The organism is Streptomyces sp. TRD_SC_5, from assembly GCF_056836825.1.
In genome coordinates this window covers 2,751,555-2,771,102 of sequence record NZ_JBWZZS010000001.1, presented here as the reverse complement: position 1 = coordinate 2,771,102, position 19,548 = coordinate 2,751,555, and the positions used below count along the sequence as shown (strand labels likewise).

General features: G+C 70.8%; 18 protein-coding genes. 9 read left to right on the top strand and 9 right to left on the bottom strand.

Going from position 1 to position 19,548, the window contains the following annotated elements; translation table 11 throughout:
• Window positions 1–7 precede the first annotated feature (7 nt).
• Window positions 8–1,498, top strand: a complete 1,491-nt coding sequence (locus tag AC1P0E_RS12720) for an MFS transporter (protein ID WP_482742292.1) — start codon at window positions 8–10, stop codon at window positions 1,496–1,498.
• 49 nt (window positions 1,499–1,547) lie between these two features.
• Window positions 1,548–1,796, top strand: a complete 249-nt coding sequence (locus tag AC1P0E_RS12715) for a hypothetical protein (protein ID WP_482742291.1) — start codon at window positions 1,548–1,550, stop codon at window positions 1,794–1,796.
• Here the strand turns inward: AC1P0E_RS12715 and AC1P0E_RS12710 are convergent.
• From AC1P0E_RS12710 to AC1P0E_RS12685, 6 genes are all read right to left on the bottom strand, one after another.
• On the bottom strand, window positions 1,772–2,269 hold the full coding sequence (locus AC1P0E_RS12710; RefSeq protein WP_482742290.1) for a hypothetical protein: 498 nt from the start codon (window positions 2,267–2,269) through the stop codon (window positions 1,772–1,774). The genes AC1P0E_RS12715 and AC1P0E_RS12710 overlap by 25 nt on opposite strands.
• Before the next feature lie 121 nt (window positions 2,270–2,390).
• On the bottom strand, window positions 2,391–3,158 hold the full coding sequence (locus tag AC1P0E_RS12705) for a succinate dehydrogenase iron-sulfur subunit (RefSeq protein WP_069927308.1): 768 nt from the start codon (window positions 3,156–3,158) through the stop codon (window positions 2,391–2,393).
• Entirely contained in the window at window positions 3,158–4,912 is a 1,755-nt protein-coding gene (gene sdhA / locus AC1P0E_RS12700; RefSeq protein ID WP_482742289.1) for a succinate dehydrogenase flavoprotein subunit, read from the bottom strand. The genes AC1P0E_RS12705 and sdhA overlap by 1 nt, the downstream gene beginning before the upstream one ends.
• 22 nt (window positions 4,913–4,934) lie before the next feature.
• On the bottom strand, window positions 4,935–5,411 hold the full coding sequence (locus AC1P0E_RS12695) for a succinate dehydrogenase hydrophobic membrane anchor subunit (protein ID WP_482742288.1): 477 nt from the start codon (window positions 5,409–5,411) through the stop codon (window positions 4,935–4,937).
• 7 nt (window positions 5,412–5,418) lie between these two features.
• Entirely contained in the window at window positions 5,419–5,799 is a 381-nt protein-coding gene (sdhC, locus tag AC1P0E_RS12690; protein WP_078606921.1) for a succinate dehydrogenase, cytochrome b556 subunit, read from the bottom strand.
• Between the two features lie 148 nt (window positions 5,800–5,947).
• Window positions 5,948–6,550: a 2-oxo-4-hydroxy-4-carboxy-5-ureidoimidazoline decarboxylase gene (locus AC1P0E_RS12685; protein ID WP_482742287.1), complete on the bottom strand. Its 603-nt coding sequence runs from the start codon at window positions 6,548–6,550 to the stop codon at window positions 5,948–5,950.
• A 204-nt stretch (window positions 6,551–6,754) separates the two neighbouring features.
• On the opposite strand from AC1P0E_RS12685, the gene AC1P0E_RS12680 reads away from it, so the two are divergent.
• The 4 genes from AC1P0E_RS12680 (at window position 6,755) to AC1P0E_RS12665 (ending at window position 10,572) form a co-directional block, all read left to right on the top strand.
• Entirely contained in the window at window positions 6,755–8,374 is a 1,620-nt protein-coding gene (locus AC1P0E_RS12680) for a beta-N-acetylhexosaminidase (RefSeq protein WP_482745738.1), read from the top strand.
• 130 nt (window positions 8,375–8,504) lie between these two features.
• Window positions 8,505–9,347, top strand: a complete 843-nt coding sequence (locus AC1P0E_RS12675) for a DUF4328 domain-containing protein (RefSeq protein ID WP_482742286.1) — start codon at window positions 8,505–8,507, stop codon at window positions 9,345–9,347.
• A 33-nt stretch (window positions 9,348–9,380) separates the two neighbouring features.
• Window positions 9,381–9,887: a hypothetical protein gene (locus AC1P0E_RS12670; protein WP_482742285.1), complete on the top strand. Its 507-nt coding sequence runs from the start codon at window positions 9,381–9,383 to the stop codon at window positions 9,885–9,887.
• Between the two features lie 97 nt (window positions 9,888–9,984).
• Window positions 9,985–10,572 (top strand): hypothetical protein, encoded by a 588-nt coding sequence (locus AC1P0E_RS12665; protein ID WP_482742284.1) that lies wholly within the window; start codon window positions 9,985–9,987, stop codon window positions 10,570–10,572.
• Window positions 10,573–10,696: 124 nt separating this feature from the next.
• On the opposite strand, the gene AC1P0E_RS12660 is transcribed toward AC1P0E_RS12665, so the two are convergent.
• Both AC1P0E_RS12660 and AC1P0E_RS12655 read right to left on the bottom strand, forming a co-directional pair.
• Window positions 10,697–13,441, bottom strand: coding sequence for an FG-GAP-like repeat-containing protein (locus AC1P0E_RS12660; RefSeq protein WP_482742283.1), 2,745 nt, complete (start codon window positions 13,439–13,441; stop codon window positions 10,697–10,699).
• A gap of 259 nt (window positions 13,442–13,700) precedes the next feature.
• Window positions 13,701–16,331, bottom strand: a complete 2,631-nt coding sequence (locus AC1P0E_RS12655; RefSeq protein ID WP_482742282.1) for an N-acetylmuramoyl-L-alanine amidase — start codon at window positions 16,329–16,331, stop codon at window positions 13,701–13,703.
• 306 nt (window positions 16,332–16,637) lie between these two features.
• Here AC1P0E_RS12655 and AC1P0E_RS12650 point away from each other — a divergent pair, with 306 nt between their 5' ends.
• Window positions 16,638–17,006, top strand: a complete 369-nt coding sequence (locus AC1P0E_RS12650) for a cupin domain-containing protein (protein ID WP_482742281.1) — start codon at window positions 16,638–16,640, stop codon at window positions 17,004–17,006.
• Between the two features lie 15 nt (window positions 17,007–17,021).
• Here the strand turns inward: AC1P0E_RS12650 and AC1P0E_RS12645 are convergent, their stop codons facing one another.
• Window positions 17,022–18,026 (bottom strand): AAA family ATPase, encoded by a 1,005-nt coding sequence (locus AC1P0E_RS12645; protein WP_482742280.1) that lies wholly within the window; start codon window positions 18,024–18,026, stop codon window positions 17,022–17,024.
• Between the two features lie 256 nt (window positions 18,027–18,282).
• Here AC1P0E_RS12645 and AC1P0E_RS12640 point away from each other — a divergent pair, with 256 nt between their 5' ends.
• Together AC1P0E_RS12640 and AC1P0E_RS12635 are read left to right on the top strand one after the other, a co-directional pair.
• The gene (locus AC1P0E_RS12640) at window positions 18,283–18,729 is read left to right on the top strand and encodes a hypothetical protein (RefSeq protein WP_482742279.1); all 447 of its coding nucleotides are present in this window, start codon (window positions 18,283–18,285) and stop codon (window positions 18,727–18,729) included.
• A 189-nt stretch (window positions 18,730–18,918) separates the two neighbouring features.
• Window positions 18,919–19,548, top strand: coding sequence for an RNA polymerase sigma factor (locus AC1P0E_RS12635; protein WP_482742278.1), 630 nt, complete (start codon window positions 18,919–18,921; stop codon window positions 19,546–19,548).

Sequence of the window (19,548 nt, the reverse complement as noted above, 5' to 3'; positions counted from 1 at the left end):
AGACCGCATGTTTGCCGCATCAAAATCCGCGCCGTCGCCCGCTTCTCCCGCCCCGCGCTCACGCCGCCTCGCCCTCGGAGTCATCGCCACCGGGATGCTGATGATCATCCTCGACGGCTCCATCGTGACCGTGGCGATGCCGGCCATCCAGAACGACCTGGGCTTCACCCCCGCCGGCCTCAGCTGGGTCGTCAACGCCTACCTCATCGCGTTCGGCAGCCTGCTCCTGCTGGCCGGCCGGCTCGGCGACCTGATCGGCCGCAAGCGCATGTTCCTGGCCGGCACCGCCGTCTTCACCGCCGCCTCGCTACTGGCCGGCGTGGCCACCTCGCCCGCCGTACTGATCGCCGCCCGCTTCCTCCAGGGCATCGGCAGCGCGATGGCCTCCGCCGTCAGCCTCGGCATCCTCGTGACGCTGTTCACCGAGCCCAGGGAGCGCGCCAAGGCCATCGCCGTCTTCAGCTTCACCGGAGCGGCGGGCGCGTCCCTCGGCCAGGTCCTCGGCGGTGTACTCACCGACGCGCTCAACTGGCACTGGATCTTCTTCATCAACCTGCCGATCGGCATCGCCGCCCTCGCGATCGCCGTATCCGTCCTGCCCGGTGACCGCGGCCTCGGCCTCAAGGCGGGCGCGGACGTCGTCGGCGCCGTCCTGGTCACCGCCGGCCTGATGCTCGGCATCTACACCGTCGTCAAGGTCGAGGAGTACGGCTGGACCTCGGTGCGCACCCTCGGCTTCGGCGCCCTCGCCGCCGTACTGCTCGCCGCGTTCCTCGTCCGCCAGGCCACCGCGAAGAACCCGCTGATGCCGCTGCGGATCTTCCGCTCGCGCAGCGTCTCCGGCGCCAACCTGGTCCAGATCCTGATGGTCGCCGCGCTCTTCTCCTTCCAGGTCCTCGTCGCCCTGTACCTCCAGAAAGTGCTCGGTTACGGCGCCGCCGAGACCGGCCTCGCGATGCTCCCGGCAGCCGTCGTCATCGGTGCGGTCTCCCTGGGCGTCTCCGCACGCCTCAACGCCCGCTTCGGTGAGCGCAACGTCCTGCTGGCGGGCCTCGTGCTCCTCGTCGGCGTCCTCGGCCTCCTCACCCGCGTACCCGTCCAGGCCAATTACGCCGTCGACCTCCTCCCGGTCATGCTGCTCGCCGCGGGCTTCGGCCTCGCGCTGCCGGCGCTGACCACGCTCGGTATGTCCGGCGCGAGCGAGGAGGACGCCGGTCTCGCGTCCGGCCTGTTCAACACCACCCAGCAGATAGGCATGGCACTGGGCGTCGCGGTCCTGTCCACCCTGGCCGCCTCCCGCACCGAGAGCCTCGCGGCGGACGGCGGGACCGCGGCCGAGGCACTGACCGGCGGCTACCGGCTCGCCTTCGCGGTGGGCGCGGGACTCCTGGTCACCGCCTTCGCCGTCGCCTTCACGATGCTGCGCCGCCCCGAGCGGCCTGCCGCCCGGGAACCGGCCGCCGACACACCGGCTCCCGCCCACGCCGCAGCCGTCTGATCCGCCCTCTCACCCCACCCCCGCCCCGACCGCCGAAGGGCTGATCCCCATGAGCGAGAACACCGCCACCGAGACCCCCACCGGCACCACCAAGAACGACGGCCCGGCCCCCCGGGTGCTCACCGACCAGGAGCTCTCCCAGCTGTTGCGCCGCCAGCAGTTCGGCGTACCGGCCGCTGCCCGACCGGCGCGTGGTGATCCTGATCCGGGTCTCCCGCCTGTACGGGACCGCCCTGGACATCCCCGCCCAGGACTGAGGAACCAGTGCGAGCCTCAGGCGCTCAGCGAGCGGGCGTAGTTGATCTGCCCCATGACCATGTGGAAGGTGTGCGGGCCGAGGGCCGGGACCACCGTGGAGTGGTGGCGGCCGCCGCTGGTCACCGTGATCTGGATGTAGCCGGTCGTCACCTTCTCCTTCATGAGGAGGAAGAGGAGCCCGAGCAGGCAGAAGACGAAGAAGACGACAGCCAGTACGACCGCGGCCGTCGGCATCCTCTCCTCCGTCCGGGACATGTCGGTGACCGTCCACACCGCGCCCTTGAGCGGCATCGTGCCGGACGGGGTGACGATCGAGTCGGGCATGACGGTGATGTCACCGACCGACATGAGCGGCGCGCCCGCGAAACCCGGCGGCGGTCCGGCGTACGGGACCGGATGCTGCGGGTAGCCGTAGCCCGGGGCGGAGTTGGGGTAGCCGTAGCCCGGGACCGGACCCCACTGGTAGGCACCGTTCGGGTCACCGTCCGCCGCGTACGGATTCGGATCACTCATGGTTCCGTGCTCCCCTCGGCCTGCTGCCCATTCGCCCCGATCCTGACACAGAACGGCCCCGCCGCCCGGAAGAACCGGGAGACGGGGCCGTCGTGCACGTACGGATCAGAAGCGACCAGGGTCAGAAGCGACGCGTGATCAGCGCGCGCTTCACTTCCTGGATGGCCTTCGTGACCTCGATACCGCGCGGGCAGGCGTCCGTGCAGTTGAACGTCGTACGGCAACGCCACACGCCGTCCTTGTCGTTCAGGATCTCCAGCCGCTGCTCGCCGCCCTCGTCGCGCGAGTCGAAGATGAAGCGGTGCGCGTTGACGATCGCCGCGGGGCCGAAGTACTGGCCGTCGTTCCAGAACACCGGGCACGAGGACGTGCACGCGGCGCACAGGATGCACTTGGTGGTGTCGTCGAAGCGCTCGCGGTCCTCGGCGGACTGCAGACGCTCACGCGTCGGCTCGTTGCCCTTCGTGATGAGGAAGGGCATGACATCGCGGTACGCCTGGAAGAACGGGTCCATGTCGACCACGAGGTCCTTCAGGACCGTGAGGCCCTTTATGGCCTCGATCGTGATCGGCTTCTCCGGGTTGATGTCCTTGATCAGCGTCTTGCAGGCGAGCCTGTTCTTGCCGTTGATCCGCATCGCGTCGGAGCCGCAGATGCCGTGTGCGCACGAGCGACGGAAGGTCAGCGTGCCGTCGGTCTCCCACTTGATCTTGTGGAGACCGTCGAGCACGCGCTCCTTCGGGTCGATCTCGATCGGGAAGTCCTGCCACTCGGCCTCGGCGGAGATCTCCGGGTTGAAGCGGCGGATCCGGAACGTGACCGTGATGTACGGCGAGGGGACGGCCGCGGGCTTCGCGTCGTCGACCTTGTCCAGAGTCGGGGTAGCCATCAGTACTTACGCTCCATCGGCTGGTAGCGGGTCTGGACGACCGGCTTGTAGTCGAGACGGATCGACTCGCGGCCGTCGTCGCCGACCTCGCGGTACGCCATGGTGTGGCGCATGAAGTTGACGTCGTCGCGGTTCGGGAAGTCCTCGCGGTAGTGACCGCCGCGGGACTCCTTGCGCGCCAGGGCGGACACGGCCATGACCTCGGCCAGGTCGAGCAGGTTGCCCAGCTCGACGGCCTCCAGCAGGTCGGTGTTGAACCGCTTGCCCTTGTCCTGGATCGAGACGTTGAGGTACCGCTCGCGCAGCTCGCCGATCTTCTCGACCGCCGTCTTGATCGTCTGCTCGGTACGGAACACCATCACGTTGGCGTCCATCGTCTCCTGCAGCTCCCGGCGGATGTCGTGGACCCGCTCGGTGCCGGTGTTGCTGCGCAGGCGCTCGACCTGCGCGACGACGAGCGACGCCGGGTCCTCGGGGAGGTCGACGTAGTCGTTCCCGGCCGAGTACTCGGCGGCGGCGATGCCGGCGCGCTTGCCGAAGACGTTGATGTCGAGCAGCGAGTTGGTGCCCAGACGGTTCGCGCCGTGCACCGAGACGCAGGCGACCTCACCGGCGGCGTACAGACCCGGAACGACCGTGGTGTTGTCCGCGAGGACCTCACCCCTGACGTTCGTCGGGATGCCGCCCATGGCGTAGTGCGCGGTCGGCTGGATCGGGATCGGGTCCGTGTACGGCTCGATGCCCAGGTACGTACGCGCGAACTCCGTGATGTCCGGGAGCTTCGCGTCGAGCTGCTCCGGCGGCAGGTGCGTGAGGTCGAGGAAGACGTGATCGCCCTCGGGACCGCAGCCACGGCCTTCGCGGATCTCGGTGTAGATGGAGCGCGAGACGACGTCACGGGACGCGAGGTCCTTCATGACCGGCGCGTACTTCTCCATGAAGCGCTCGCCGTCCTTGTTGCGGAGGATGCCGCCCTCACCACGGGCGCCCTCCGTCAGCAGGATGCCCATGCGCCAGATGCCCGTCGGGTGGAACTGGAAGAACTCCATGTCCTCCAGCGGCAGCCCACGGCGGTACGCCGCGGCCTGGCCGTCACCGGTCAGGGTGTGCGCGTTCGACGTCACCTTGAAGAACTTGCCGGTGCCGCCGGAGGCGAAGATGACGGCCTTCGCCTGGAAGACGTGGATCTCGCCGGTCGCCAGCTCGTAGGCGACGACGCCCGCTGACTTGCGGACCCCGTCGACCTCCTGCATCAGCAGGTCGAGGACGTAGAACTCGTTGAAGAACTCCACACCCTCCTTGACGCAGTTCTGGTACAGCGTCTGGAGGATCATGTGGCCGGTGCGGTCCGACGCGTAGCAGGACCGGCGGACCGGGGCCTCGCCGTGGTTACGGCTGTGACCGCCGAAGCGGCGCTGGTCGATGGTGCCGTCCGGCGTGCGGTTGAACGGCAGGCCCATCTTCTCCAGGTCGAGAACGGAGTCGATGGCCTCCTTCGCCAGGATCTCGGCGGCGTCCTGGTCGACCAGGTAGTCGCCGCCCTTGATCGTGTCGAAGGTGTGCCACTCCCAGTTGTCCTCCTCCACGTTCGCCAGCGCGGCGGCCATGCCGCCCTGCGCGGCGCCCGTGTGGGACCGGGTGGGGTAGAGCTTCGTCAGCACGGCGGTGCGGCTGCGCTTGGTCGACTCGATGGCCGCGCGCATGCCCGCGCCACCGGCGCCGACGATGACGGTGTCGTACTTGTGAATCTTCATGGTGGTTGCCTCAGCCCCGCGCCTAGCGGATGTTCGGGTCGAAGGTGAAGATCACCAGCGTGCCCAGAAGGACGGTGAACACCGTGGCGGTGTACAGCAGGTTCTTCAGCCAGAAGCGGGTGTTGGGCCGCTCCGCGTAGTCGTTGATGACGGTACGCAGGCCGTTGGCGCCGTGCAGCATCGCCAGCCACAGCATGAGCAGGTCCCAGGTCTGCCAGAACGGCGAGGCCCAGCGGCCGGCCACGAAGGCGAAGCCGATCTTGGACACGCCGCCGTCCAGCACCAGCTGGATCAGCAGGTGGCCGAGGACCAGGACGACCAGCACGATGCCGGACAGCCGCATGAACAGCCAGCCGTACAGCTCGAAGTTGCCACGGGTCGTCTTGGGCGTCTTCTTGGTACGAGCGCGGGGGGCCTCGATGAGGGGAGCCGGGTTGTCCACGTCGTAGAGGCTCTCGCCCTCGACGGGACCGACTGCGGAAGTAGTGGTCTCAGACATCTCTGCGTCAGCTCCCGAAGACTTCGCGTACGGCGTGGCCGAGCACGGGGTAGAGCGCGCCTGCCATCAGCACGATCCAGATGCCCATCACAGTCCAGAGCATCTGCTTCTGGTAGCGCGTGCCCTTGGACCAGAAGTCCACGGCGATGACCCTGAGGCCGTTCAGCGCGTGGAAAAGGATGGCGGCGACAAGGCCGTACTCGAGCAGCGCTACGAGAGGGGTCTTGTAGGTGGCCACGACATCGTCATACGCCTCGGGAGAGACGCGGACGAGAGCGGTGTCGAGGACGTGTACGAACAGGAAGAAGAAAATGAGGACGCCGGTGACTCGATGAGCCACCCAGGACCACATACCTTCCCGGCCGCGATACAGCGTTCCAGCCGGCACGGAAAAACCCTCCGGGAGCGGGGATAGGGGCCATGCCGGCTTCAGTGTCGGTCTGGCCCGGCCGGGTACGGTCCACCGGCCCCGGCCATCGTAGCGACGAGTTGTCGGTTCGTTCGCGCGGGGTCCACTGGTGTGATCAAAGAGGCAATCAAACAGCCACGGACGGGCTATCGGGCCGGTCCGCGCGGCCGGTGTGACCTGCAAGACCAGCATTTGTCGTAAGAACGTTCGCTTTCTGCGGATCACAAACGATACGGGCGAGCCGTCCCCTCGCCAGCCTGCGCAGCTCGTCGGCGGCGACCGCGCGCTCCTCGTCCCGTTCGTTGCCCAGTCGTGACCGGATGCCCGCCAGCACCTGGTCGAGGCGCTCCTCGGGCCGGAAGCCGTCCAGGCAGATCACGAAGGCGTGGCCGAAGCTGCTCTCGTACGCCGCATGGGCCGCGCGCAGTGCGGTGTGCGCGACGGCGGGGGCGCTCTCTCCCAGGCCCGCGGAGGATTCGCCGCTCAGCGCGTCGGCGATTTCCTGGTGGGAGAGGTCGTACGCCGCCTCGTCGGCCGCGGCGAGCAGCGCGTCGAGGTCGGGGTACGGGCGGTGGCCCGCGATGCGCCGGGCCCAGTGCGGGCTGGCGCAGCAGGCGAGCAGGGCGGCCTCGGCGGCGTCGGCGGGCGCGGCGTTGAACCGGGCGAGACCGGCTTCGACGGCGGCGGAGTCGGCGGTGACCGGTCCGCGGCTCTGCGCGGGTATGGCCATTCGTCCCGGCGATTCGCTGGACAGCGTGAGCTCCTCGGAATGGGACCGGCGAGAAGGGTGGGGTGGCTGAGACGCCACGCTATCGACGCTTCGTGAGGGCTGTCCGACGGATGCGCGAATCTCACCCGAACGGGAGAGGTTGGCCACACATACTGGCCGATTGGTGGACGATTGGGGGGCTGATTGGGCATCGTTCGTCCAATGATGTCGCAATTCCGGGTGCCGCTGGCCGTGGCCGCCGTCTCCCTGACCGTCCCGCTCATCGCCACCGTCGCGCAGTCGGCGCCCTCCGCGCCCTCGGCGTCGTCGGCCACACCGGCAGCACCGTCGAAGCAGGCAGCACCAGCACCAGCAGCCTCAGCGGCACCGTCGAAGCCGGCGGCTCCGTCCCCGAAGGCAGGACCGACCAAGGCGCCCAGCGCCGTCCCCTCGGTCGCGGAGTACGACGCGGCCAAGGGCCCCGGGTGGAAGCCCCAGAGCTCCACCCGCGTCGTCGTGGCGCCGGACAACAGCCGGGCACTCGGTGACGAGGGCAAGCTCCTGGCCCAGGAACTCGAGCGCGGCTTCTCGGCTGCCGGGTCCGGCCGCGCGGGCGACATCGAGCTGGCGCTGAAGCCCGGCGGTGCGCCCGAGTCGTACACCCTCACCGTGCGTGACGGACGGGTGCGCGTCACGGGCGCCGACGAGGCCGGCGTCTTCTACGGGACCCGCACCGTCAAGCAGGCCCTGGCCGCCGACGGCCGCCTGTCCGAGGGCGTCGTACGCGACAAGCCTGCCAAGCCGCAGCGCGGAGTCATGATCGACACCGCGCGCAAGCACTTCAGCGCCGACTGGATCGAGGACACCGTCCGCGAGATGGGCGACCTCAAGCTCAACCAGCTCGGCCTGCACTTCTCCGACGACCAGGGCTTCCGCATCGAGTCGGACAGCCACCCCGAGGTCGTTTCCGAGCAGCACCTCACCAAGGCCGAGGTCCGGCGGATCGTGAAGCTGGCCGAGAGCCGCCACATCACGGTGATCCCGGAGATCGACTCGCCGGGCCACCTCGGCGCGGTGATCCGCGAGCACCCCGAGCTCCAGCTGCGCGACGTGCGGGGGGTGCCGGCGCCCGGCGCGGTGGACATCGCCAATCCCAAGTCGGCGCGGATCGTGGACGACCTGCTGAAGGAGTACGCCGACGTCTTCCCCGGCGGGTACATGCACCTCGGCGGTGACGAGTACCAGGCGCTGATGAAGCGGAACCCGGAGGCCTCGTACCCGGGGCTCGCCCGTGAGGCCGTCCGCAAGTACGGTCCGAACGCGAAGATCCAGGACCTGGCCACCGGCTGGCTCAACGACCGCGCCGCGACCCTGCGCCCGCACGACAAGCGGCTCAAGGCCTGGAACGACGGCCTGCACGCCGGCGGCGTCGTCAAGGCCGACCAGGACCGCGAGGTCGAGTACTGGACCGGCAAGGAGATCGGCGCCCGGGAGCCCGAGGAGTATCTGCGCGAGGGCCGCAAGGTGGTCAACGCCAACGACGAGTACCTCTACTACGTACTGGGCGAGCCCAACACCTTCACGTACCCGACGGGCCGCCGCATCTACGAGTCCTGGACCCCGCTGGTCCTGCGCGGCACCACCCCGGTGCCCGCGCGCTATGCGGACCAGATCCTGGGCGGCCGCCTGGCCGTCTGGGCCGACCTCTCGAACGCGCAGACGCAGGAGCAGGTCGCGCGCGGCATCCACCTCCCGATGCGCGCCCTCGCCCAGAAGACCTGGGACTCGGGCAAGCCCGCCCTGGACTGGGAGGGCTTCAAGGCGCTGGCCGAGCGCACGGGCTGAGCTGCGGATTCATGATGGACGGCCCGGTCGGCGGCAGCGTATGTTCCGCACGCAGCCGCCGACCGGCGCCGGCATGTTCATCACGCCTCTGGGGAGGGGCGTCCCGGAGCTCTTGGGGGGCTGCCCAGCCATGCTGTGCACCAACTGCGGTACGGAGAAGGCCACAACCGGTGAAGGGCTGTGCAGCGGCTGCGTGATCGCCGCCGCCAACGCCGCGCCGCCTCCGCGTGCGCCCGCGGTGTCGCTGTCCGGGCCCGTGGCGGTGCTCCGCTCGCCGGTCGGACTCTCGCACGCCGTGACGGCGCTGCTGGGCGCCGTCGTCGCGGTCGACTGCTTCGCGCTGTTCGCCTCCTTCCGTGCCCGGAGCCAGTGGGGCGACCTGGCGTCCGAGGGCTTCTTCGCCATCCCCGCCGGTGAACTGGAGCAGAGCGACACCCTGCTCCTCTGGTCGGCCCAGCTGTACGCCCCGGTGGTCGCGGTGACGGCCGTCGTCTTCCTCGTCTGGTTCTTCCGGGTGCGGCGCAACGCCGACGTCTTCGCGCCGGACCTCCAGCGCAGAGGGCCGGGCTGGGCGATCGGCACCTGGTTCATACCGTTCGCCAACCTGTGGATGCCGCGCGGAGTCGCCGTCGACGTCTGGGCGGCCAGCAGGCGTGATCCGTACGGGCTGGAGACCGCGAAGAGGGAGCCGAAGCTCGTCCTCGACCTGTGGTGGACGGCGTGGGTCGCGTCGCTGCTGTACGGCAGGTACGCCGTCGACCGCTACGACCGGGCCGAGAGGCCGGCCGACATCCGCGACGCCCTCGACCGGCTGATCGTCGCCGACCTGCTCGACATCGCGGCCGCCGTGCTCGCGATCCTCTTCGTGCGCGCCCTGACGCGCATGCAGCACCAGAAGGCCACGACCGGACCCGCCGAACCCGCCGATTCCGCCGACCCGGCCACAGGACGCCCTGGCGTGGGCAGAATGTGACAGAACTGTCGGGGGCCGTGGGGGGAGCGGGGCATGGGTTTCTGGGGTTACTTCGTGGTGGGGCGCAGCGCGCGGCCGCTCGCGGAGCTGGCCGCTCTCGCGGACGTACGGGAAGGGCTGACGCTCCACGAGACACGGGGCGACGGATGGCAGGTGTGGGCGCGGCCCAGTGAGCCGCAGGTCGGCGACATGGGCGCGCTCGCCCGGGGCGTGTGCGGGGAGACGGGGACGCCGGCGCTGTTCGCGTTCGTCATGGACAGCGCCTGTGTGGTCGTGGAGGCCGCCACCTCCGCGACGGCGGCCGGGTCCTGGTTCGGCTGTCTGGGGCGCGAGGCGATGGCGGGCTACCTGAGCGCCGACGGGCTGGTCCTGGAGGACCTGTTCCTGTCCCCCGAGAAGGCCGCCGCGGAAGCGGTGGAGTGGGCGGCCGCGACCGGGCGGACCGTGGCCCCGGGCGCGCTGCTCGACGTACTGCGCGAAGAGGCGGATCCGGTAGCCGAAGAGCTGTTCGCGCGCTTCCTGGACCGGCTCGGGCTGTGAGCAGGGCTGAGCGCACTGTGACGTAATCACGGCGCGGTACGCAGTCGGAAGGAGAAGGTCCGCACCGAGCGGGCCCTGCAGTGCCGAGGGAGGCACCGTGACCCTGGTGGAACTGATCGGCCGCGCCGACGAACGGACCCTGGCGGCGAGCGCGGTGGCCTGCCTGGACCGCTGCCTGCCCCTGCTGGAGTACGTCGAAGGCGCCGAGCGCATCGGTCTCGACACGGACGAGGCGCTCAGGCCGCTGTGGGTCGCGGTGGAGGGCGGCGACGCGTGGCTCGGCCGGCTGCGCAGGGTCGCCGCCGTGGTGGAGCGCGTCGCGGGTGCGGCGCCCGGCGAACTGGCCGGCTTCGCCATCCGCATGGCCGCCGCCGTTCCCGCCGCCTACGACGGGCCCGCGCTGCGCGAATGGGCCGAGCACTGCTCGGCCGCGGTGCTCGAAGTCCATCTGCGGCTGGACGGGGCGGCGCCGGGTGACCACGCGGCGCGGGTGAAGGCCTACCGGAACGGCGACACGGACGGCATCAGCCCGCTCACGGCCGGCGAACTGCGCCGCCAGTGCCAGCTCCTCGACATGCTCTCCGAAGACTCGGGCGGCGGCCTGAACCACGCCCTCCAGCTCTCCAACGAGGGCAAGCGGGTCCTGCGGGCCGCAGCATCGCGCCGGGCCCGCAGCAGCATCTGACCGGCTCCCGCCCTTGCCGGCGTGCTCCGTCAGCAGGCGGACGGCGGACGACGGACAAAAGACCGGGGCCCCTCCTGGTCGGAGGGGCCCCGGTCGTGTGCGGGTGCGTGCGGCAGGGCGGGTGTTACGGGTTGAGGACCTTGCCGATGTTGACGCCCGCCGGGGCGCCGAGCGCCGTGCGGCCGTAGTAGACGCCGGAGCCGGTGACGATGCCCGAGGTGCTGCTGTTGTCCAGCTGCAGGACGGCGCCGTTGCCGGCGTCCTCGCCGTCAGCGCCGATCGCCACGTCCGCCCGGGTGTACCCGGACAGGTCGGTCAGCGAGACCGCCGAGCCGAAGCGGTCGTTGGCCTCGGCCGCGCCCGGGACACCCGAGGTGTCCTGGGAGTAGGCGACGGAGCCCGTGCCGGTCGGACCGGTGGACGTACCGAGCACCAGGAGGGTCTGGCCGGCGTTGGCGTACGAGACGCCGCTGCGGGTCAGGTCCTCGCCCGGCAGACCGGCGAGGATGTCGCCGTACCCGTCGAGGTTGACGTCGCCGATGGAGACCGACGCACCGAGGTCGTCACCGCTCTCGCCGCCGCCCGGGACGCTCGTCGTGTCCTGGTGGACGGTCTTGACGCCGGTGGAGGTGAGGCCGGTCGACGAACCGAACACGGCGCTGACCGCACCGCCCTTGGCGGTGTGACCCGACTCGGTGGCGGACGGCTTGCCGACGGCGAGGTCGGTGTAGCCGTCGCCGTTGATGTCGCCGGAGGCGAGCGAACGGCCGCCGCGCGTGGACAGGATGCCGACCCGCTGGAGACCCGACGACGAGCCCTTCAGCCACAGCAGGCGTCCCGCGCCCGCCGGGTCGCGGTAGGAGACCGCCACGTCGGCGTAGCCGTCGCGGTTGAAGTCGCCGCTCGCGGCGGAGGCGTAGGCGACGGACCCGGTGTACGCCGCCGTGTTGAGGTAACCGTTCTTCGCGGCCCCGGTCTTGGAATCCCAGGCCCACCAGCGGCCCGGCTTGCCCGGTGCGACGGAGAAGACGTCCGACTTGCCGTCGGCGTTGAAGTCGCCGGTGGTGACGGTCGCGCCGAGGGCCTCGCCCGCGGTGGGGGTGGCCGAGTTGGTCCAGTACGACTTGCCGGAGGTGAGCCCGGGGCCGTACATGACGGTGACGGAGCCGGTGTTGGTCTGCGTCGACGTGCCGTTCTCGCCGGGCGCGCCGACGACCAGGTCGGCGAAGCCGTCTCCGTTCACATCGCCGTACGCCGACGAGGAACCGAAGCGGTCGTCGCCCTCGGAGCTGCCGGGGACGCCGGGGCTGTTCTGGTTAAGGGTGCGGCGGGACTCGGCGTCGGCGACCGGGCCGTCCGCGCCGCCGGGCAGCACGGTGATGGTGCCGTCGCCGCTCGCGACCTTCGGCGTACCGATGGCGAGGTCGGTGATGCCGTCGCGGTTGAAGTCGGTCGTCGGGATCGCGGAGTTGCGTCCCGCGCCGGACGCGAACTTCACGATCACCGGCAGCTTGGCGTACAGGTTGGCGCCGGGGCACGCGGTGGCGAAGCCGTCGCGGTGACCGGAGATGGTGTTGAGCGTGGCCATCTGGCCCTTGTTGTACTTACCGGTGTCGGCGGCCGCTTCCAGCGTGACCGTGCCGGTCGGGCTGACGCCGTACTGGCCGAGCTTCCAGGCGGCGACGCGGGCGGCCGAGTCGAGGGCGGCCTGGGTGGGCTTGCCCGTCTCGAAGTTGCCGAGCAGCGCGATGCCGGTGGAGTAGGAGTTGAAGCCGTACGTGTGCGCGCCGAGAACGGGCAGGTCGGCGCCGCCCTCACGGCCCTCGAAGATCTGGCCGCACTTGTCGACGAGGAAGTTGTAGCCGATGTCCTTCCAGCCGTCGTAGGCGGCGCTGGGACGCGGCGTCACGTGGTACGCGTAGATCGCCCGGACCATGGCAGGGGACTCGGCGCAGCTGTAATTGTTCGAGTCGACCGTGTGGTGGACGAAGACGGCCTGGATCTTGTCGATGTACTCGGGGTCGCTGTAGTTCGTGGCGAGCGACTTGTCCGGGCCCCAGCCCGCACGCAGTGTCATCGGCGGCCGCGTCACGGTGGACGGCGGCGCGGTCGGGACGGTCGGCGTCGGAGACGGGGTGGCGGTGTCCGTCGGCGTGCCCGTGGGGACCGGTGTGTCCGTCGCGGTGGCGGTGTCGGACGGCGTGGGGCTCGCGGCCCCGGTCTCCGTCGCGGCGTCCGACGGCTCCGGGGAGGCGGGGCCGGTCTCCGTGGCCGCGCCGGTCGGCGTGTCGGTCGCCGCGTCCGTCGGTGCCGGGGGCAGTGTCTCCTCGACGGCGTACGCCGCGCTCTGTGCGTCCGCGCCGGGCGCCTTGGCCTCCTTGGGCGTCACGCCCGGGTCGACCAGGGTCAGTTCGAGCCCCTTGGGCAGACCGGCGGTCGCGGTGCCGTCGGCGCGCAGGATGCGCGCCTCGACGGCGTCGGAGGGCCCGACCCACAACGGCTCGGACATGCCGGGCAGATTTGCCTTGGCGTCGCGCTTCTCGGCGAGGTGCTGGTCGAGATGCACCTCCAGCCACTTGCCCCACTCGCCGGTCTCACGGTTGCGCGTACGCACCTCCGCCTCGCCGTCGATCTCCGCGTCCGGGTTGGCCCAGGTGACACCGACCAGTGAGAACGGCTCCGTGCCGGTGCGCGGCAGGTCGCGCTTCTCACTTCCGGCGCCCTTGAAGGTGAGGGAGTGCACTTCCGCCTTGCGCGGCTTCAATCCGTCCTGCGCCGGGCCCGTGTCGGGATTGGCGATGGCGACGGTTATCGCCCCCGCACCGCCGAGTACGACCGCGCCGACGGTCAGCCATGCTCGGCGTTTCATGCTCAGCGGTCTGTAGGCATGCGACTTGCGCGGGCTCAAATCCCTTACCCCTCATGAGAGTTCACTTGCGGCGCACCTCTCGCAGAGGTCACCTGCTTTACCCAGCGAGCCTTGACGTGTAAACGTCACGCCAGTCGGCGGGGTTGTGGCGCAGATCACTGCGGCGTCGCGGCCGGTGTCGATGACTCGCCGCTGATGTCCGCATTTCCGCGCGCCGAGCCGCGCCCGCCCCTCTCCGCCCGTCCTCCTGCCGGCTCCGTTACGGGGCCAGTACCTCGCCGACGCGGGAGCCCGCGGACGCGCCGAGCGTCACCGGGCCGGCGTACAGGCCGCTGGCCGGTGCGAGCCCGGCCGCGCCGGCGGCGAGCGCGAGCACGGTGCCGTCGCCGGTGTTCTCGCCGTCGGCTCCGACGCCGAGGTCGGTGTAGCCGTCGCCGGTGAGGTCGGCGAGGGCCACCGTCGATCCCAGGCGGTCGCCCGCCTCGGCGGCGCCCGGCATGCCGGGCTGGTCCACGTCGTACGCCGCCGAGCCTGCCGCGTTCAGCCCGCCCGCGGAGCCGGGTACGCGCAGTACCGCGCCCGCGTCGGTGGCCGCCGCGGTGACGTCCTTGCCGGGGATGCCGGCCAGTACGTCGGCGTACCCGTCCGCGTCGGTGTCGGCGGCCTCGACCGAGGTGCCGAGTGCGTCGCCGTCGGCCGGCTCACCGGGAACGCCTTCGGTGGCCTGGTCGAGGACGGCGGCCCCGGTGCTGGTGAGACCGGTGGCGGAGCCGTGGAAGGTGGCGATCTGGCCGCCGTTCGGTGCGCCGGGGCGGCCGACGGCCAGGTCGGCGTACCCGTCACCGTTGAGGTCGCCGGAGGCCAGCGACCGGCCGCCGGCGCCGTGCAGGACGGCGGGCGCGTCGGTGCGCAGGCCGGTCGCGGAACCGGAAACCACGACCAGGGGCGTCGCGCCTTCGGGCGTACGGAAGGTGAGGGCGGCGTCGTCGTAACCGTCGTGGTCGAAGTCGCCTGTGGTGACGTCGGCGTCCTGGACGGGGCCGGAAGCGAGAGCCAGGGCGGCGGAGAAGGTGCGTTCGGCGCCGTCGACGGCCCAGGCCCGGCCGCTGCCGGGCGCGACGGCGAGGATGTCGTCGCCGCCGTCGTGGTCGAAGTCGCCGGTGGCGAGCGCCTCGCCGAAGCGGTCGCCGCTCTGCCGCGAGCCGGCCGCGACGCCGATCATCGACGGCTGGGAGGCGAACCCGTTCGCGGTGCCGCGCAGCACGGTCAGTGCGCCTTCGTCGGTGGCCCCGGCCGTGATCTCCTCGCCCGGCGCGGCGACGACGAGATCCGCGAAACCGTCGCGGTCCACGTCCCCGTACGCCGTGGCCCCGCCGAACGCGTCACCGGTCTCCGAGCCGCCGGGCACACCGGTCGTCTCCTGGTCGACCACGACCTTGTACGCCGTCTGGGCACCGCTGCGCCCGCCGGGGACGACGGTCACCTGGCCCGCTCCGCTCAGGGGCCCGGCGCTCGCGCGGGGGAGGCCGACGGCGAGGTCGGCGTGTCCTTCGCGGTTGAAGTCGCCGTGCGCGGCAGGTGTGCCGGCGGCGGAGGCGGCCGTGCGGATGGCGGGGAGGTCGGCGTAGAGGTTGCTGCCGGGGCACTCGGTCGGGTAGCCGTCGCGGTGACCGGAGATCCGGTCCATGACGACCTTCTGGCCCGTCGTGTACTTGCCGTTGTCCGCGCCGGCGGTCAGCGTCACGGTGCTGGTGGGGTTGTGCCCGTACAGTCCGAGCTTCCAGGCGGCGACCTTGGCGACGGACTCGCGGACGGCGGGTGCGGTGGTGGCGGTGTTGTAGTCGCCGAGGACCGAGATGCTGCTGGTGTCGGTGTTGAAGCCGTAGGTGTGCGCGCCCTGGACGGGCTTGTCGATGCCGCCCGCGCGGCCCTCGAAGACGGTGCCGCACTTGTCGACGAGGAAGTGGTAGCCGATGTCGTTCCAGCCCTGGCTCTTCACGTGGTAGGTGAAGATGCCCCGGATGAGCGCGGCGGACTCGGCGCAGGTGTAGTTGTTCGTCCCCGCCGTGTGGTGGACGAAGAGGGCCTTGGTGTCGGTCGTGAGCGTCGGTGCGCCGCCGACGATCGACTCGTCGGCGCCCCAGCCGGCCCGTGAGGTGACGGGCGGCTGCGGGGCGGCGGTGGCGGTGGCGGATGCCGAGGCGGTGGGGGCGGTAGCGGTGGTGGTCGCCGTGGCGGCGCCCTCGGGGTCGACCAGTTCCACCCGCAGCCCGTCCGGCAGGCTGTGCCTTCCCTGCCTTCCCGGCTTTGCCTGCTTTGCGGCCACCCGCAGTTGTACGCCGTCCGAGGGACCCGCCCACAGGGGCTGAGTCCCGGCGCGCAGGCCGGGCTTGGCGTGCTCGGGCCCGCTCTCCGGCGTACGTACATCCGTGTCCAGTGCGCGCCAGCCGGACCAGTTGCCGGTGCGGCTGTCCCGGGTGCGGACCTCGGCCGTACCGCCGAGCTGGGCGTACGGGTCGTCCCAGGTGAGGCCGAGGAGGCTGAACGGGTGGGTGGTGCGCGCCGCGAGCGCGCGGACCGCCGGGTCGCTGCCGGCCGGGACGGCGAGGGTGCGCAGGGTGCCGGACTTCGCGGGGGCGGTGGCCGACGGGGCCGCGGACGCGGCGGGACCGACGAGGCCGAGTGAGCCGGCGACAAGGGAGGTCGCGGCGAGCAGCACGGCGGTGCGGGAGACGGCGACGTGCATCAGCCGATACTCCCGTCGCCCTCGGGCAGCGCACCGGTGCAGGTGGCGCGGCCCGCCCCTCTGGTCCAGGGTGATGTAGACGGTGGGCGCCTGACCGACCGGCACCTGTACGGACTTCTTCCACGGCAGTTTCACACCGGACATAACGGTCGCACCCCCGGCCTCGTTGCGGGCGAGGAGGAGACGGCTTTGGACACCCGGAAGTGCGGGCTCCGTGTCGAGTGGGTAGATGGCCGCGTACTTTGCGACCCCGGCTTGCACGCCTGCACCGGCGGCGCTCCGGCGTCGTCGCAGGAGTTGCGGGGGCGCTACGAGGGGGAGGTCGCGGGGGAGACGAGCCTGTGACTGGGTGTGCGGCGCTCTTCTCCGTGTCGCACGGTCGTGCGGTCGGGGACAGACTGGGAGGAGGCGGAGATTGCGAGCCCGCTACGGTCCCGCCGTGGAGGAGTCATGCAGGCAACGACCCGGAATGACGCTCCTGTCGCGATCGAAGGCGGCGGAGTAGAGCTGCGTATGCAGGAGGTCGGGGGCGACATGACCGTCGCTTTCGCGCGGTTTCCCAAGGGCACGGACATGGGGCCGCTGGCCAAGGGCCTGCCCGATGACCTGTGTCAGTGCCCTCATTGGGGATACCTCTTCAAGGGCCGGCTGAAGATGCGCACCAAGGGCGGCGAAGAGATCTACGAGGCGGGGCAGGCTTTCTACTGGGCGCCCGGCCACGTGCCGGAGGCCCTCGAGGACTGCGAGTACATCGACTTCTCGCCGACCGAGGAGTTCAACGAGGTGATCGGGCACATCAAGTCCCACATGGGTGGGTGACCCATTGGTGACCCTCTACTGGCCGTCGTACAGCCGTTCCAGATCCACCAGCACCACCTCGCCACGCTCACCCGCCGCCCGAAGTTCCGGAGCGAAACCCACGCCGCTGTAGCAGGCCGGTTTGGCGCGGGTCGTGTCCACGCCCCGGGCCGCGAGCAAGTGCAGCATGTGGCGCAGGCGTTCGAGATGGCGTACGTCCATCACCTTGTGCCACTTCGCCTCGCCGACGGAGAGCAGGATGTCCCGGTCCTGCCCCACCGCGCCGTGCACGACAACGTCGACTTCGTGGCTCACGTGGGCCGCCGGGTCGGGGACGGTCCCGGCGGCGACGTCGATCGGCATGCCGCCGAACGTTTCGGGGTCGGCGTGCCATTCGACCCACTCGCGGCACAGACGCTCGAAGTGCGGACCGACGACCTGGCTCAGGAAGGTGGCCTGGCTGCGCTCCCAGACCCCGGCCGTGTCGCGCCTACGTGCGAGCAGGGCGGATTCGGGGCGTACGACCGCGTGGTGGAAGGCGATCAGCGGCTCGGCGACGCGGTACATGGTGCGGTTCTTGCGGAACGCGTCCGGTTCGGCTGTGAGGAGCCCGCACCGCTTCAGCACGGTGAGCGGGAGCGAGATGTCCGTGGCCTTGCGGCCGACCGCGCTCGCGATGCCGCCGTTGGTGGTGTTGCCGGCCGCGACGGCCGCGAGTACCGAGTGGTACAGCGAGCGGTCACGCAGATCGGGTTCGGCCGCCAGCAGGAAGGAGGCCTCGGCGTGGATGGGGCGGGCCGGATTGAGCACGGTCCGGCATACCCAGTGGGCGAAGTCGTCCGGCCCGGACGGAACGTCGTCGTCAACGAACTCGCGGCGGTAGGCAGGGGTTCCGCCCACGATCGCGTGCGTGAGGACGGCCAGGCGCCGGTCCTGGATGCCCCAGAAATCGGCCGCCTGGCGGTAGCCGAGCGAGTGCACGACCAGATCGAGTGCGGCCCGGCCGTACAACGGCGACGTTCCGGACAACAGACCGCCCATGAACGACATGGCGCTGCCGCAGAGCAGGACCCGGGGGTGTCGCTGGAGGTGGCGGCCGGAGCGTACGCCGATGGCTGCCTACCGTACGGTGCGCCGCCAGACGCTCGGACCCTGGTGATGGTTGTACGGAGAACGTGGATTCTTCGGGGTTGAGGCCGTGACAACGAACACATGGTGTTGTGCGTGATGTTCCTGAGGCTCCCGTCGCTTGGTCAGTGGAAGGCGTTGATCGGCTGAGCCGGAGGAGCGTGGGTACATGGTTGAGCCCGTGGGGGAGGGGGAGTTGGAGCTGCCCGGTGCATCCGGTATGCGCGGGTACGCCGCCGAGTTCGTCGAGCAGCTCACCTTGCGCAACCGGCTGCCGCTCGACTACTCGGTGGCCAGCCTCCGGCTCGTGGACCTCGTCGTCGACGGGCTGCGGCGCAACGCGCCCGACCGTGCGCGGATCGACGCGGTGCTACGGGGGCTCGGGGCGTACACCGGTGAGGTCATCGTCCGCCGGGCGGGCGGGCGTTGGGTCGACTTCGGGGACGAACAGCGTGACCTGTTCCGGCAGTCGGTCGGAGTGCGGATGCCCGACGGGCGGGTGTGGAACCCGCTCGGGAAGGTCGTCAACCGGTTCGAAGCCGGTTCGGAGGAGTCGGTGCAGCGGTTCTATCTGCTGCTTCACGGTCGGACCCGTAAGGCCGTCTGCCAGGCCTGAAGCGGGTTACGAGGCTCTCGCCGGCCGACGCCGTCGAGCTTGGCGGTGGCCTTCTCATGGAAGTCTGCGCCGGGCCGGGAGAAGAAGCTGTGACGTTTCTGTGCCTCCCGGCGCAGAGCAATGGGGGGCTTGGCTCCCCAGGGGGCATGGGCACGGTGACCAGTGCCGAGTCGGCACGAAGAGGGACGTGTGGTCAGGGGCGGGGAGCGGCGTCGTACACAGGCGTACGACGCGGAACTGGGTGCTGCCGTCGAGCGGGCCCAGCAGGGGGACGAGAGCGGGTTCGCTTCGGCGTACCGGTTTGTGCATCCGGGCCTGCTCGGATACGTGCGGGGACTGGTGGGGGAGGACGCCGAGGACGTGACATCCGAGGCGTGGCTGGAGATCGCGCGGGATCTGGGGCGGTTCCGCGGTGACGGGGCGGGATTCCGCGGCTGGACGGCGACGATCGCCCGTCACCGCGCGCTGGATCACCTGCGCAAGCAGAAGCGAAGACCCCGTACGTCACTGATCGAGCAGGACGTACTGGACCTTCCCGGCCGGCAGAACACCGCCGACGACGCGCTCGAAGCGCTGTCGACCGGGCAGGCGCTGGAAATGATCGCCACGCTGCCGCGCGAACAGGCGGAGGCGGTGCTGCTGCGTGTGGTCGTCGGGCTCGACGGGCCCGCGGCGGCCCGGGTGCTGGGCAAGCGCAGCGGATCGGTGCGGACCTCGGCGTACCGCGGACTCAAGCGGCTGGCGGAGCAGCTGGCCGGTGGCGGCCGGGTGGGAGCTGTGACGTCTGCGGCGCCGCGCACGCTGAAAGATGAGACATGA

Coding starts and splice junctions, on each gene's coding strand:
- AC1P0E_RS12720 (WP_482742292.1), top strand. CDS start 8: ATGTTTGCCGCATCAAAATCCGCGCCGTCGCCCGCTTCTCCCGCCCCG.
- AC1P0E_RS12715 (WP_482742291.1), top strand. CDS start 1,548: ATGAGCGAGAACACCGCCACCGAGACCCCCACCGGCACCACCAAGAAC.
- AC1P0E_RS12710 (WP_482742290.1), bottom strand. CDS start 2,269: ATGAGTGATCCGAATCCGTACGCGGCGGACGGTGACCCGAACGGTGCC.
- AC1P0E_RS12705 (WP_069927308.1), bottom strand. CDS start 3,158: ATGGCTACCCCGACTCTGGACAAGGTCGACGACGCGAAGCCCGCGGCC.
- sdhA (WP_482742289.1), bottom strand. CDS start 4,912: ATGAAGATTCACAAGTACGACACCGTCATCGTCGGCGCCGGTGGCGCG.
- AC1P0E_RS12695 (WP_482742288.1), bottom strand. CDS start 5,411: ATGTCTGAGACCACTACTTCCGCAGTCGGTCCCGTCGAGGGCGAGAGC.
- AC1P0E_RS12685 (WP_482742287.1), bottom strand. CDS start 6,550: ATGGCCATACCCGCGCAGAGCCGCGGACCGGTCACCGCCGACTCCGCC.
- AC1P0E_RS12680 (WP_482745738.1), top strand. CDS start 6,755: ATGTCGCAATTCCGGGTGCCGCTGGCCGTGGCCGCCGTCTCCCTGACC.
- AC1P0E_RS12675 (WP_482742286.1), top strand. CDS start 8,505: ATGCTGTGCACCAACTGCGGTACGGAGAAGGCCACAACCGGTGAAGGG.
- AC1P0E_RS12670 (WP_482742285.1), top strand. CDS start 9,381: ATGGGTTTCTGGGGTTACTTCGTGGTGGGGCGCAGCGCGCGGCCGCTC.
- AC1P0E_RS12660 (WP_482742283.1), bottom strand. CDS start 13,441: ATGAAACGCCGAGCATGGCTGACCGTCGGCGCGGTCGTACTCGGCGGT.
- AC1P0E_RS12655 (WP_482742282.1), bottom strand. CDS start 16,331: ATGTCCGGTGTGAAACTGCCGTGGAAGAAGTCCGTACAGGTGCCGGTC.
- AC1P0E_RS12650 (WP_482742281.1), top strand. CDS start 16,638: ATGCAGGCAACGACCCGGAATGACGCTCCTGTCGCGATCGAAGGCGGC.
- AC1P0E_RS12645 (WP_482742280.1), bottom strand. CDS start 18,026: ATGGGCGGTCTGTTGTCCGGAACGTCGCCGTTGTACGGCCGGGCCGCA.
- AC1P0E_RS12640 (WP_482742279.1), top strand. CDS start 18,283: ATGGTTGAGCCCGTGGGGGAGGGGGAGTTGGAGCTGCCCGGTGCATCC.